The following is a 14,416-nucleotide window of genomic DNA, read 5'->3' on the forward strand; positions in this document are numbered from 1 at the left end:
AAGCCGGCTTTGATCGCTGGCGCGGGGGTCTTGGGCTGCGATGACGCGTCTGGTGATGAAGTTCGGCGGCACCTCGATGGCCGACCTGGAACGCATCCGGCGCGCCGCGCGGATCGTCGCGGCCGAGGCGTCGCGCGGCAAGAAGATCGCCGTGGTCGTCTCCGCCATGGCCGGCAAGACCAATGAGCTGGTCGCCTGGACCGACGGCGCCGGCGGACCGGGCGAGGGCGTGGCCCTGTCGGACGACGAATACGACGTGGTGGTCGCCTCGGGCGAGCAGGTGACGGCGGGTCTTCTGGCCCTGACCCTGCGCAACATGGGTCTGAACGCCCGCTCGTGGATGGGCTGGCAGATCCCGATCATCACCGACGACGCCCACGGCAAGGCGCGTATCGAGGATGTGCCCGGCGAGGTTCTGGGCGCGGCGGTGGATGCGGGCGAGATCGCCGTGGTCCCCGGCTTCCAGGGCGTGACCCAGGGCGGCCGCATCACCACGCTGGGCCGGGGCGGCTCGGACACCTCGGCTGTGGCGGTGGCGGCGGCGATGAACTGCCCGTGCGACATCTATACGGACGTGGACGGCGTCTACACGACCGACCCGCGCATCGAGAGCAAGGCGCGCCGCCTGGCCCGCGTGTCGTACGAAGAGATGCTGGAGATGGCGTCGCTGGGCGCCAAGGTCCTGCAGACCCGCTCGGTCGAACTGGCCATGAGCCAGCGCGTGCCGGTGCGCGTTCTTTCAAGTTTCATTGAGCCGGACGCTGATGGCGTCCTGCCCGAACAGGGCGGCACCCTGATCTGCGACGAGGAGGAGATCGTGGAAAAGCGCATCGTGTCCGGCGTGACCATGAGCCGCGACGAGGCCCGCATCAGCCTGATCGGCCTCAGCGACCGGGTCGACGCCCCCGCCGACGTCTTCACCCGCCTGGCCGAGGCCGGGGTGAATGTCGACATGATCGTCCAAAGCCAGTCGCGCTCCGAAGGCGCGGTCAACCTGACCTTCACCACCGGCCGCCGCGACGCCCAGCGCGCCGCCGAGCTGATGCGCGCCGCGCAGACCGAGATCGGCTTCGAGGAGCTGCGGGTCGACGAGGACGTGGCCAAGGTGTCGGTGGTGGGCGTCGGCATGCGCAGCCACGCCGGCGTCGCCCAGACCATGTTCAAGGCCCTGGCCGACAAGGGGGTCAAGTTCCAGGCGATCTCGACGTCCGAGATCAAGATCAGCGTCCTGATCGACGCCGCCTACGCCGAACTGGCCGTCCGCGCCCTGCATTCGGCCTACGGGCTGGAAGCGGTCTGACGCCGTGCTTTACGCCCTGATCAAGGCGGGCGTTTCGGGTCTCTTGGTCGCGCTGGTGTCGGAAACGGCCCGGCGCAATGCGGCGCTCGGCGCGCTGTTCGCGTCGCTGCCGCTGGTGTCGGTGATGGGCATGGTCTGGCTGTGGCGCGACACGCACGACGTCGAGCGGCTGGCCCACCATTCGGAGGCGACACTGTGGTACGTCTTGCCTTCGCTCCCCATGTTTCTGGTCATTCCCGCGCTGTTGAGGCGCGGTGTCGGTTTCTGGCCGGCGCTGGGAGCAGGGTGCGTCGTGACCGTCGTCCTGTATGGTGTCACGGTTCTGATCGCCGCGCGCTTCGGCATGCGGCTCTAGACAGGAGAGCGAATGCCCATTGGCGGCGCGATGACAGCGAGGGGACCGCGCGTCCTCCTGCGCCAGATCCGCGAGGCCATGGCCGGTGCGGCTCCGGCCCAGGAGCGGCTGGACAAGGTCGTGCGCACCATCGCCATGGAGATGGTGGCGGAGGTCTGCTCCCTCTATCTGCGCCGCGCGTCGGGCGAGCTTGAGCTGTTCGCCACCCAGGGCCTGAACCGCGACGCCGTCCACAACACCCGCCTGAAGGCCGGCGAGGGTCTGGTCGGCGAGGTCGCCCGTCTGGCCCAGCCCATCAGCCTGTCGGACGCCCCGACCCACCCCAGCTTCTCCTACCGCCCGGAAACGGGCGAAGACCCCTACCACGCCTTCCTCGGCGCCCCCCTGCTGCGCGGCGGCCGGGCCATCGGCGTCCTGGTCGTCCAGAACCGCGCCGAGCGCCGGTACGACGAGGACGAGGTCGAGGACATCCAGACCATCGCCATGGTCCTGGCCGAGACGGTCGCATCCGGCGAGTTGCTGGATCAGGACGAGCTGCGCGACGTCGAGGTGGCGCCGCACCGGCCCGAACGGCTGCGCGGCCAGACCTTCGCCGAAGGGCTGGCGTTCGGCCACGTCGTCCTGCACGAGGCGCCGCTGCCGCCCGAAAAGCTGCTGTCCTCCGACCCCGTCATGGAGGAGATGCGGCTCAAGCTGGCCATGGCCGACCTCAAGAGCGGCATCGACGCCATGCTGGAGGGCGAGCGCGGCGGCATGGCCGGGCCGTCGTTCGAAGTGCTGGAAACCTACCGGATGTTCGCCGACGACCGCGGCTGGAACCGGTCGCTGGAGGAAGCGGTCAAGGGCGGTCTGACGGCCGAGGCGGCGGTGGACCGGGTCCGCAACGAGCACCGCGCCCGCTTCGCCCAGGCCCGCGACCCCTATATCCGCGAGCGGCTGCACGACTTCGAGGACCTGGCCAACCGGCTGCTGCGGGTGCTGGCGGGCGACACGCCGGGTACGCGCGAGCTGCCTGACGACGCCATCCTGGTGGCGCGCAACCTGGGCCCGGCCGACCTGCTGGAATACCCCCGCGAGAAGCTGAAGGGGCTGTTGCTGGAGGAAGGCTCGGCCGCCAGCCACGCCGGCATCGTCGCCCGCGCGCTGCAGATCCCGTGCGTGGGCCGCCTGCAGGGTCTGCGCGACCGGCTCAGCGAAAACGACCTGGTCATCGTCGACGGCGAGACCGGCGAGGCCTACCTGCGCCCCCGCTCCGACATGCTGGAGGCGGTGCAGTCGCGGATGGCCGTCCGCGCCCAGCGCCGGGCCGAGTTCGACGCCCTGCGCGACGTCGAGCCGGTGACCCAGGACGGTGTGCGCATCCACCTGCTGACCAACGCCGGCCTGGCTGTCGATCTTGAGAACCTCAGCGAGACGGGCGCCGAGGGCATCGGCCTGTTCCGCACCGAGTTCCAGTTCATGGTCTCGGACGAACTGCCCCGCCTGACCGCCCAGACCCAGCTCTACAAACTGGTCATGGACGCCGCCGGCGACCGACCCGTCACCTTCCGCACGCTGGACGTTGGCGGCGACAAGGTGCTGCCGTACCTCGAGGCCGAGCGGGAGGAGAATCCGGCGCTGGGCCGCCGCGCCATCCGCCTGGGGCTGGATCGGCCGGCCCTGTTGCGGATGCAGCTGCGCGCCCTGCTGACCGCGGCCGCCAATCGCGAGCTGCGCATCATGTTCCCCATGATCGCCACCGTGGACGAGTACCGCCAGGCGCGCGAAATGGTCGACCGCGAATGCGAGTGGGCCCGTCGCCGGGGCCGCGCCCTGCCCAGGATGTTGCGGGTCGGGGCCATGATCGAGGCGCCCAGCCTGCTCTGGCATCTGGACGCCCTGCTGCCCCTGACCGACTTCGTCTCGATCGGCACGAACGACCTGTTCCAGTACATGTACGCCGCCGACCGGACCAACCCGCTGGTGTCGGGGCGTTACGATCCGCTGTCGCCGCCGGCGCTGCGGGCGCTGGCCGAGATCCAGAAGAAGTGCGCCGAGACCGGCACGCCCGTCTCCATCTGCGGGGAGCTGGCGGGGCGGCCGCTGGAGGCCTTCGCCCTGCTGACCCTGGGCTTCACCCGCCTGTCGGCCCCGGCCGGCGGCGTCGGCCCGGTCAAGCGGATGATCCTGTCCGCCAACGTCGCGGCGGCCCAGCGCGCCCTGCCGGGGTTGCTCGGCTCGTCCGCCGGCGCCGTCCGCAACGAGTTCGAGTCCCTGGCCCGAAAGTTGAACGTCGCTCTCTGAACCGTCCCGGTCCGGAACACCCTCCGGTCGTCGGCGGAGTGGCGGATTAACCAATCGTTGCCCGGGGCTGGGAAATGAGTTATCCACAAAGCGCGAATGCCTGGTCTCCGGGGGGAGGTCTGGTCGGCGGTTCCTTCATGGTATCGAACGACAAGGGTTTGAGTACGGAGTTCGCGCGTCCCGGCGCGATGTCCGAAGTGCGGGGTGGCGTCATGGCGCTGGACAGCAGCGGTGTTCCTGAAGACATCCGGTCGCATCCCGACTGGAAGGACCCCGTGCCTTCCATTACCGAGGCGGCCACGCTGGGCGACGGCCTTCGCGCCGCGCGCGCCGTGTCGGGTCGATCGCTGGCAGAGCTGGCCGCCGAGACCCGCGTCCATTCCCGCTATCTGACCGCGCTGGAACAGAACGACTTCTCGGCCCTGCCGACGCGGGTCTTCTCCATCGGCTACGTGCGGTCCTACGCCGCCGCCCTGGGTCTGGACGAACAGCTGGCGGTCGAGCGCTTCAAGCGCGACAGCCCGGACCCGTCGGTGCCGCTGCAGGCCCCGTCGGGCGTCGCCTTCCAGGAAGTCCGACGCCAGTCGCCCCGCATCATCGGTGCGGTGGCCCTGATGGTCGTGGCCGTGATCGGCTGGAACGTCTTTCAGCGCGTCAACCTGATCCGTGCGCCGCATGCGTCGGATATCGTCTCGACGCCCGAAAGCTGGACCCTGGGCGAAGTGCCCGGCCAGGAGATCGCCCTGGGCGCCCCGCGCGACGCGCCGCCAGACCAGACGACGCCCGCCCTCTACATCACGCCCGGCCTGGAAGAGCAGCTGACGGGCATCAGCGCCGAGGCCGCCGCCGCCAATCCGGTCCCGGCCGGCCCGGTCCAGCGCGCCTTCAACCCGCGCGGCGCCATCTACGGCGCCTCGGCCACCGCCTCGCAGGTCGTCATTCAGGCCAGGAAGGCCGCCGCCCTGGTCGTGCGTCTGGGCGACGGACAGGTCCTGTTCGCGCGCCAGCTCGCCGCCGGCGAAGCCTGGCGTGCGCCGATCGGCGTGGCGGCCACCGTGGACGTGTCCGACCCCAAGGCCTTTGACGTCTATCTGAACGGGGAGCACGGCGGGGGGCTCGAAGCCGTTCTGACGCCGCTGAACCAGCTGAACACCCGCGCCCAGGCCATGGCCCGCGCCACGGCGGCGCAGGTCGCGGCCCAGGCCGAGAGCGCCCGCGTCGCCGCGGTTCAGACGGCCAGCGACGTCCAGGCCCGGTCACAGCAAACCCTCGCCGCCGTTCAGTAACGGCCGTCATGGCTTTGGCGCCGTTGCAGGCCTATCTTAGCCGACCATGAGCGATCACTCCCACGTCCGTCCGTGGCGCCATATCGAGCGTCGCAAGAGCCGTCAGATCCGCGTCGGCTCGGTCCTGGTCGGCGGCGACGCCCCGATTTCGGTCCAGTCGATGACCAATACGCCGACGTCCGACGCTGCGGCGACGATCGACCAGATCCGTCAGCTGGAAGAGGCCGGCGCGGACATCGTGCGCGTCTCCTGCCCGGATGAAGAGTCCACCGCCGCCTTCCGGACCATTGCCCGCGAGTCCAAGGTCCCGCTCGTCGCGGACATCCATTTTCACTACAAACGCGGCATCGAGGCGGCTGAGGCGGGCGCCGCCTGCCTGCGCATCAATCCCGGCAACATCGGCAGCGCCCAGCGCGTGCGCGATGTCGTCCAGGCAGCCAAGGACCACGGCTGCTCCATGCGCATCGGCGTCAACGCCGGCTCGCTGGAACGCGAACTGCTGGAGAAGTACGGCGAGCCGTGCCCCGACGCGATGGTCGAAAGCGCGCTGAATCACGCCCGCATCCTGCAGGACCACGACTTCCACGAGTTCAAGATCTCGGTGAAGGCCTCCGACCCCTTCCTGACCGTCGCCGCCTACCACCAGTTGGCCGAGGCCATCGACTGCCCGCTGCACGTCGGCGTCACCGAGGCGGGGCCGCTGCGCACCGGCACCATCAAGTCCTCCATCGCCATGGGCAATCTGCTGTGGGCGGGCGTCGGCGACACCATCCGCGTGTCGCTGGCCGCCGATCCGGTCGAGGAGATCAAGGTCGGCTTCGACATCCTGAAATCGCTGGGTCTGCGCCACCGGGGCGTCAACATCATCGCCTGCCCCTCCTGCGCCCGTCAGGGCTTCAACGTCATCGAGACGGTGGCGATGCTCGAGGAACGACTGGCCCACATCTCCACGCCGATGAGCCTGTCGATCATCGGCTGCGTGGTGAACGGCCCGGGCGAGGCGCTCTACACCGACGTCGGCTTCACCGGCGGCGGGAAGGGCGCCGGCATGATCTACCTGAACGGCAAGATCGCCCACAAACAGGCCAACGACGGCATGGTCGAGGAGATCGTCGCCCAGGTCGAGCAGAAGGCGGCGGAACTGGACGCCGCCCGGGCCGACAGCGCGACGCTCCAGGCCGCCGAATAGCGATCGGGCTTTGAGCGCCCCTTTGTTCTCCCCCGGCCGCATGCTGTTCGACGGCGACGAGATTCGCGTCCGCGCCACGGATCACGGCGGCGATCTGCTGGTCATCACCTTCACCCACCGGATGTCCGCCGAACCGACCGAGGGGTTTGCCGAAGTGGCGCTGAACCGGCTGAATGTCAGCAACATCGTCTTCATCAGCCGCCGCCCCCACTGGTGGCAGGTGGACGACATGGCGCGGGCTGTCGCGGCCGTGTGCGCCGATCCGTTGTTCGCCCGCGCGGGCCGCCGCATCCTCTATGGCTCCAGCATGGGCGGGCACGCCGCGCTGCACGCCTCGAACGCGCTGGGGGCCGACCACATCGTCCTGATCAGCCCACAGGCGCGGATGAAACCCGAAGCTGCGCCCTTCGAGGGACGTTGGCGCGAGGATGTCGCCGCCATCCCGGACTTCGAGCGCGAGGATCTGGACAGGGGTCTCAGCCGGACCGCGCGCGTCACCCTCTTCTATGATCCCGCCATGCCCGAGGACGCGGCCCATGCCGATCTGGTGCGGGCGATCCGGCCCGTCGACATCGTGCCGACGCGGTTCATGGGGCATCTGGCCCTGGCCTGTCTGCGCGACGGCGGGCGGCTGGGCGATCTTCTGCGCGCCATCGTCGCGGACGAGGACGCATCCGTGCTGCGCCACCTCGTTCGACAGGCGCGGGGGCGCTCGCTGGTCTATCTGAAGGCGGCGGCTTCGGCGTCCTTGTCGCGGGGACGCACCACGGACGCCGGTCGGGTGATCCAGCGGGCGCTGGCCCTGATCGACGAAGGCCTGCCCGGCCACCGCCAGCAGGTCGCCAAGATCCTCAACCTGGCCGGCCGATGGCGCCTCGACGTCGGCGATCCCGAGGGCGCCCTGGGCTATCATCATCAGGCGCGAAAACGGGCGATGCGCACGGCCGAAAGTTATCGGGGCCTGCGCGATTTTCATGCCCGCCAGGGTGATCTGGATCTGGCGCTGGCCTATGCCGAGAAGACGGCGACCGCGCCGCGATCCAAGCCGCTCGACGCCGGGCGGGTGAAGGCGATCCGCAGTCTGATCCGGCGACGGGCTTCCGCAGGATAGCAAGTCCGCTTTGCGCCCCCCGCCCCGGTTGCTAAGCAGGGGCCGCGCCGATGCGGAATCGGCGGCCAACCAGGGATTCGATGACCGTCCTCGTCACCGGCGCCGCCGGATTCATCGGCATGCATGTCGCCGAGCGGCTGGTCCGGGCGGGGCGTACGGTCGTGGGCGTCGACAATCTCAGCGCCTATTACGATCCGGCGCTGAAGCAGGAGCGTCTGACGCGGCTGTCGGCCCTCGAAGGTTTTCGCTTCGTCCAGGCTGACATCGCCGACCATGCGGCCATGCATGCGCTGGTGGCCGAAGCCGACGTCGAGCGGGTGGTCCACCTGGCCGCCCAGGCGGGCGTCCGCTATTCGCTGGACGCGCCATTCGCCTATTCGCACTCCAACATGACCGGCCATCTGTCGATCCTGGAGGCGTGCCGCCACAACGGCGTGCGCCATCTGGTCTACGCCTCGTCCAGCTCGGTCTACGGCGATCGGCCGATGGGCGGGCAGGGGTTCCGTGAGACGGAACAGGTCAATCGCCCCGTCTCGCTCTACGCCGCCACCAAACGCTCGTGCGAGCTGATGAGCGAGAGCTATTCGACTCTCTACGGCCTGCCGCAATCGGGCCTGCGCTTCTTCACCGTCTACGGCCCGCTCGGCCGGCCCGACATGGCCTATTACAAGTTCGCCGAGGCCATGACGCGCGGCGAGCCGATCGAGGTCTACGGCGAAGGCCGGATGGCGCGGGACTTCACCTTCATTGATGACATCGTCGACGGCGTGGTCGGGGTGCTGGACCAACCGCCGGCGGCGGGCGGGCACGAGATCTATAACATCGGCGACAGCCAGCCGGTGGCCCTGCTGGACATGATCGAGACGCTGGAGACCGCGCTGGGGCTGAAGGCGGACAAGGTGCTGCGGCCGATGCAGCCGGGCGACGTCACCGCCACCTATGCCGACATCTCCAAGCTCAAGGCCCTGATCGGCTATCAGCCGAAGGTGCCGCTGGCCGAGGGGCTGGGGCGGTTCGCCGACTGGTGGCGTTCGCGCCGCTAGGCGCGCGGCTTCAGGACCGGCCTCAAGACCGGCTTCAGCGCCAGCGCCGCTTCGGCGACCTCAACGATCCGCTCGGCCCGGTTGGCGAAGGTGTGGTTCGCCAGCACCCAGTCGGACGCGGCCTTCGCCTTCAGCCTCAGCGCATCGGCGTCCCGCGCGACCTTGGCCACGTCTTCGGCCGAGGCGACGATCGGCGGCGTATGCGACCCGAACACCGCCTCCAGCCCCTCGACCGCATCCGTGGCCAGGACGGCGCCGGCCGCCAGGGCGTCGAACACGCGATTGGAGATGAAGCCCAGCCGCCGCATGTCGTCCCAGTGATCGCACAGCACCACGCCGCTGGCGCGATACAGGCAGGCCAGGATCTCGTTCGGCACATAGTTGGTGCGCACCGCGCCCGGCCGAACCAGCCCCTCCCAGCCCCGACCGTACAGCGCCAGCGTCCGCCCGCTCTCCAACGCCCACTGCACCGCCGGACGGAACACGCCCCGCGCATTGCCGACGAAGACCAGGTCGTCGTCCGGCATGCCCGAGGTATCGACCTGCGCGTTGAACCGCACCGGGTCCGTGCACTGAAGCAGCGCCTCGACCGGCCGATCGGTCAGGGCGGCCAGGGTCACGGCGTAGGGTTCGGACGCCACGAAGACGTGGTCGTAACCGGCCAGTTCGGCGACCGGCGCGGCCTCCGGATGGCTGATGATCCAGATCAGATTGGTCTGGTGGGGCTGGGGCCGATAGACGGCCAGCCCGCGCAGCACGACCACCACATCGTCTGTCGCCGACAGCGGGCCATACCAGTCGTCCCGCACATCGACGCGCACCGTGTGACCCTGGGCGATCAAGGCGTCGGCCAGGCTGTTTGCGAAATGAAAGTCGCCCCAGTGCGCCTCCTGACCCTTTCGGGCCGGGGTCTTGATGGCGATGCGCAGGCCCTCGTCGGCCGTCAGACGCGCGGCCAGATCATCGCCCTCGGCCAGATGGATCAGGCGCAGGTGCGGCCGGGCGCTGACGACGGCGGCCGGGTCGAAGGCAGGGCACATCACGGCGGCGACATCCACCTCGCCCAGATCGCTCCACGCGGTCGGCGGCAGGCGCCTGACCCGCCAGCCGTCCGGTGCGACGGCGGCGTGCTGATCCTCATCGACGATCAGGCCGACGACCGGCCGCGCGCCCGTCAGTTCGGTGATCGTGTCGGGGTTTCGCAGGCCGCTGCGCAGGGGCGCGTCCCACCGCGCGCCGAAGGTCAGGGCGCGGCGATCCCTGACAGGCTCCAGGTCCGAAGCCAGCTCGACCCGGTCCGACAGGGTCACGACGCCCAGCCCCAGCCGATCACGCATCCGCAGCGCCAGGTCGGCCGTCTGCGCGCACGCCGTCACCGCGTCGTCCAGTCCGCCCAGATCGATGAAGGTCGCGCGCCGCAGCGCCACCGGACCATCCGAGGGCAGGGCGGTCCAGGCGGGGCCGGACGCCCCGGCGCTCGCGGTCTCATAGGGCCGCCGTGTCCCGCCGTCCGGCGTCGCGACGATGCGGCGTCCGGCCGTCTCCAGCTCTGCGGCGCCCAGCCGCTGCACGGTCGTCGTGCCCGCCATGCCCGCACCCGTCAGCGCCAGGGCCCCGCTCAGCGCGCCCAAAACCGGGCCGGTCAGCCGCACGTCATCGCCCATGACGACGAGGGTCTCGGACGAAAGCTCGGCCGCGACGGCTAAGGTCGCCTCGCCCAGATGATGGGCCGCGACGCGCCGCAGGCGGACGTCCAGGCCGGCGCGACGCGCCTTTTCGCAGACCGCGTCCGTCTCGGGGTCGGTCCCGACGTCCAGCACGATCCACGCGTGGCCCCCGGCTTCGTGCCGAAGGGCGCTGTCCAGCAAGGCCGCCACGGCCTGCGCCCCCGCACGCGCCAGCACCAGGACGCTTACGGCGCCATCGACCGGCGGCGGAACCGCCAGCGCATCGCCCGGCGCCGTGTCCCCTGTCAGGTCGACGCTTCCGGCGTCCAGCCGTCGATCCGCCGCACCCAGATGCCCGCGCCCGATCGCGGGCCGGACGATCAGGCGGCTCAACGCCGCCCGGGGAAGGTCCGGCGGCAGGTGGAAGACGAAGCCCTGCGCGCCCGGCGCCGTCTCCGCCTCATCCACCTCGAATCCGCCGGCCGCCACAGCCAGCGGCCGGTCGACCAGCCACAGCACCGCCTGCGGCCGCGCCGCCGGCTGCGAGGCATTGGCGATCCAGCCGCGCGCGACCGCGTCTCCGACCTGCTCCAGCAGCCCGATGATCTCGTCCTCCGGCCCCGTCTCCGGGGCCGCCTCCACGGCCGGACCGGTCGCCATCTCGACGGTCGGCAGCCGCGCCGGCGCGCCGCCTGCGATCCGCACCCCCGCGCGATCCGCCAGGCCGACCGGGCCCGTCAGGGCGCTAACCGAAAAGGCGCCGGGCGGGTCGGCCGCCGGGTCCGACCACGCGGTCGCCACGACCTGACCGTCCAGCAGCAACTCGACCGCCACCGGCGTCGCGGGCGTCGTGAAGTCCAGCGCCCAACCGCTGACGTCCAGCCGGAAGTCGCGCCACGCGGCCCCCGTCACCTCGCAGGTCGGACCGCCGCGGCTGTATCGCGCCGTCCGTCCCGGCGCCGTCTCCCTGCCCGTGATGCGCACCTCGATCTCGCTGAAGGGCGCGCGGAGCGGCGCGTCGGCCAGATCGAAACGATATCCGCCCTCAAGGCCTGCTACCGTCGTCAGGACCGAGGCGCCGTCGACCACCAGCGTGACCTCCAGCGCCGCCGGCGGCCCGGCCAGATCGACCGCCCAGCCCTCCACCACGCCCGTCGTCGGCTCCAGCCGCCAGTCGGCGATCCATCGCCCAGACCCGTCCGCCCCGAACCGCAGCGCGACGTCGCGCCCGTCCAGGGTCGCGGTCAGCGGTCCGTCCAGCCGGGTCGGCCCATCGACGAACAACGGCGCATCGATCCGTTGGCCCGAGCGCACCCACAGCCGCGCCAGCACCGTCTCGCCGGCGCCGAGCAACAGAGGCGCCGCGAACGACCCCGCCCCCTCGGCCAGCAGCACGCCGCTCACCCGTCCGTCCTGCACGGTCAAGTCGCCGGTCCAGCTCAGGCCTGTGCCTGCATCCGGGCGCACGGCGACGGGGACCATCGCCTCCGGCTGGCCCGCCAGTCGCATCTCGAACCGGTGCTCGGCCCCGTCCAGCGCGGCGCCCGGCCAGGCGACCGCGAAGCCGTGCCGGCGCCGCGGGCCCTCGGGATAGGGCAGGGCGTCCGTCTCCTGATCGGCGGCCAGGTCGAACAGCCGCCGCCCGTCCATCCACAGTTCGACCGTGACCGACGCGTCCGGATCGGCCCGGTCCACGACCCAGCCCTCCAGCCCCTTCTTGCCCGCCCGCATCAGGCCGCTGACCGTCCCGCTCCAGCGCAGATCTGCGAAGGGGGCGACGGCGTCGAACAGCACCTCACCGGTGTCCGTCCGCTCGACCCGCATCGGCTTGGCCACGCCGTCATACAGTTCCAGCGGCAGCACGCTGACGAAGCCGTGCCGTCCATCGCCGCCATACAGCTTCTTGACGCCGTTGCGCGGGCGGGTTGCCAGCAGGGTCGCCACCGCGCGTCCGTCCACGGCCACGGCCAGGGTGATGCTGCGGTCCAGATGCGCGGGATCGACGGCCCAGCCGCTCAGGCCGACCTCGGTGTTGGGGTTCAGGGAATGGCGCGGCTTGTCTTCCGCCACGCCCCTCAGGCCCGCGACTGCAGTTCCCAGGCCAGGTCGAAGGCGCCGGGTTCGTAGGGTTTCAGCCCCGCGGCGATCTTGGGTTCGAACTGATCGAGGAAGCGGTTGGGGTCGGAGGTGTCCAGACCGGCGAAGTCGCTGATGTGATACCGCCACCATTGCGAGGCCAGCAGCCGAGCGATGGTCTGTTCGTCAAACCGATAGCGGATGATCTTGGCCGGCACCCCGCCCACGATGGCGTAGGGCGGCACGTCCTTCGACACCACGGCGCCCGCCGCGACTACGGCGCCGGTGCCGATCCGCACGCCGGGCCGAATCGAGCAGCGCTGCGAGATCCAGACGTCGTTCTCGATGATGACCGGCCCCCGGTACGGCTCGTGCCCCGGCTGGGCCTCGGGCATGGCGTCGAAGTCCTTGCCGATCTTGCGCAGCCAGTCGTCCTTGAAGGTGAACAGGTGCGTCGATAGCCGGTCCAGCGGATGGTCCATCCCCAGGACGATGATGTCCTTGCCGATCGAGCAGTAGCGGCCGACCTGGGTCGATTGCTCCAGCGGGCTGCGCGTGTAGCTCCAGGCGCCCATCGACACGAAGGCCTTGCGGGTCTGGGTGGAGTTCGGTTCCAGGAACACCGGCGCGGTCAGGGTGATGTCGTCGCCGATGGCGAAGACGCCGCGCACCTTGTTGGCGTGCATCAGGAAGATGTTGTTGGAGACGAAGAAGCCCTCCATGTGCCGGTTGTATTTGACCGTCAGCGGCAGCGTGGCCTGGCTCTGCATTCTGGGCTCCTCCAGGGTCCGGATTAGGCAAGGTTGAGGCCAAGCTCAACCTCGCGCGACTACCGCAGACGCGCGATCTGGCCTAAACGGGCGCACCGCCGCCCTTCTCGCGGCCAGTTTCTTCAGGGACGACCCATGGCCGACGGCGCCGCCTCCACCGCCAAGACCTTCCGCTGGGAGGATCCGCTGGACCTGGACGGCCGGCTGACCGACGACGAGCGGATGATCCAGGACGCGGCGCGGTCCTATGCCCGCGATCGCCTGCTGCCCCGCGTGGTCGCCGCCTTCCGCGACGAGACCTTCGATCGGTCGATCATGACCGAGATGGGCGAAATGGGCTTTTTGGGCGCGACCCTGCCCGAGCAATACGGCGGCGCGGGCGCCAGCCACGTCGCCTACGGCCTGATCGCGCGCGAGGTCGAGGCGGTGGATTCGGGCTATCGCTCGGCCATGTCGGTGCAGTCGTCGCTGGCCATGTATCCGATCTACGCCTTCGGTTCGGAGGAGCAGCGGATGCGCTTCCTGCCGAAAATGGCGGCCGGCGAACTGATTGGCTGTTTCGGCCTGACTGAGGCCGACGGCGGCTCCGACCCCGCCTCGATGAAGACCAAGGCGGTCGCGGTGGACGGCGGCTATCGCCTGAACGGCGCCAAATACTGGATCACCAACTCGCCCATCGCCGACCTGGCCGTGGTCTGGGCCAAGCTGGATGACATGATCCGAGGCTTCATCGTCGAGCGCGACTTCGACGGTTTCACCACCGACAAGATCGGCGACAAGCTCAGCCTGCGCGCCTCCGTCACCGGCGACATCGGCCTGAACGACGTCTTCGTGCCGGAAGCCAACATCCTGCCGGGCGTGAAGGGCCTGCGCGGGCCGTTCTCGTGCCTGAACAAGGCGCGGTACGGCATCGCCTGGGGAGCGATGGGCGCGGCCGAGTTCTGCTTCCACGCCTCGCGCGACTATGTCGCCGAGCGCATGCTGTTCGGCCGCCCGCTGTCCAGCCGCCAGCTGGTCCAGAAGAAGCTGGCCGACATGCAGACCGAAATCTTCCTCGGCTTCGAGGGCGCCTATGCCCTGGGGCGCCGCCTCGACAATGGCGACTGGTGCCCCGAGGCCATCTCGATGATGAAGCGCAACAACTGCGGCAAGGCCTTGGCCATCGCGCGCGAGGCTCGCGACATGCACGGCGGCGCCGGCATCACCGGCGAACTGCACGTCATGCGCCACGCCATGAACCTGGAGACCGTCAACACCTACGAAGGCGCCCACGACGTCCACGCCCTGATCCTGGGCCGGGCGATCACGGGCGAAAGCGCCTTCTAGGACGTCGGCC

Annotated in this window: 10 protein-coding genes; 8 read left to right on the forward strand and 2 right to left on the reverse strand. The window is 70.2% G+C overall.

Annotated elements, in window-relative coordinates; genetic code table 11:
• Positions 1–40: 40 nt before the first annotated feature.
• The 7 genes from ASG17_RS14670 (at position 41) to ASG17_RS14700 (ending at position 8,567) form a co-directional block, all read left to right on the forward strand.
• Complete coding sequence (locus tag ASG17_RS14670; RefSeq protein ID WP_056105291.1) at positions 41–1,300, forward strand: aspartate kinase; 1,260 nt, start codon at positions 41–43, stop codon at positions 1,298–1,300.
• Between the two features lie 4 nt (positions 1,301–1,304).
• On the forward strand, positions 1,305–1,655 hold the full coding sequence (locus ASG17_RS14675) for a DUF3147 family protein (protein WP_056105293.1): 351 nt from the start codon (positions 1,305–1,307) through the stop codon (positions 1,653–1,655).
• Positions 1,656–1,667: 12 nt separating this feature from the next.
• On the forward strand, positions 1,668–3,938 hold the full coding sequence (gene ptsP, locus ASG17_RS14680) for a phosphoenolpyruvate--protein phosphotransferase (protein WP_056105295.1): 2,271 nt from the start codon (positions 1,668–1,670) through the stop codon (positions 3,936–3,938).
• 137 nt (positions 3,939–4,075) lie between these two features.
• On the forward strand, positions 4,076–5,224 hold the full coding sequence (locus tag ASG17_RS14685) for a RodZ family helix-turn-helix domain-containing protein (protein ID WP_235560481.1): 1,149 nt from the start codon (positions 4,076–4,078) through the stop codon (positions 5,222–5,224).
• Positions 5,225–5,270: 46 nt separating this feature from the next.
• Positions 5,271–6,413 carry a flavodoxin-dependent (E)-4-hydroxy-3-methylbut-2-enyl-diphosphate synthase gene (gene ispG, locus ASG17_RS14690; RefSeq protein ID WP_056105296.1) on the forward strand — a complete coding sequence of 381 codons (1,143 nt, stop codon included), beginning with the start codon at positions 5,271–5,273 and terminating at the stop codon, positions 6,411–6,413.
• 22 nt (positions 6,414–6,435) lie between these two features.
• A complete protein-coding gene (locus tag ASG17_RS14695) occupies positions 6,436–7,524 on the forward strand; it encodes a hypothetical protein (protein WP_162238803.1) in 1,089 nt (362 codons plus the stop codon).
• Between the two features lie 80 nt (positions 7,525–7,604).
• Positions 7,605–8,567, forward strand: a complete 963-nt coding sequence (locus ASG17_RS14700; protein WP_056105299.1) for an SDR family NAD(P)-dependent oxidoreductase — start codon at positions 7,605–7,607, stop codon at positions 8,565–8,567.
• On the opposite strand, the gene ASG17_RS14705 is transcribed toward ASG17_RS14700, so the two are convergent.
• Both ASG17_RS14705 and ASG17_RS16010 read right to left on the reverse strand, forming a co-directional pair.
• On the reverse strand, positions 8,564–12,304 hold the full coding sequence (locus tag ASG17_RS14705; RefSeq protein ID WP_056105302.1) for a glycosyltransferase: 3,741 nt from the start codon (positions 12,302–12,304) through the stop codon (positions 8,564–8,566). The two genes, ASG17_RS14700 and ASG17_RS14705, sit on opposite strands and share 4 nt — an antisense overlap.
• Before the next feature lie 5 nt (positions 12,305–12,309).
• Complete coding sequence (locus ASG17_RS16010) at positions 12,310–13,080, reverse strand: CatB-related O-acetyltransferase (RefSeq protein ID WP_056105305.1); 771 nt, start codon at positions 13,078–13,080, stop codon at positions 12,310–12,312.
• Between the two features lie 135 nt (positions 13,081–13,215).
• Here ASG17_RS16010 and ASG17_RS14715 point away from each other — a divergent pair, with 135 nt between their 5' ends.
• Positions 13,216–14,406 carry an acyl-CoA dehydrogenase gene (locus tag ASG17_RS14715; protein WP_056105306.1) on the forward strand — a complete coding sequence of 397 codons (1,191 nt, stop codon included), beginning with the start codon at positions 13,216–13,218 and terminating at the stop codon, positions 14,404–14,406.
• Positions 14,407–14,416 lie beyond the last annotated feature (10 nt).

The sequence above is a fragment of the Brevundimonas sp. Leaf363 genome (genome assembly GCF_001424025.1).
Taxonomy (GTDB): Bacteria; Pseudomonadota; Alphaproteobacteria; order Caulobacterales; family Caulobacteraceae; genus Brevundimonas.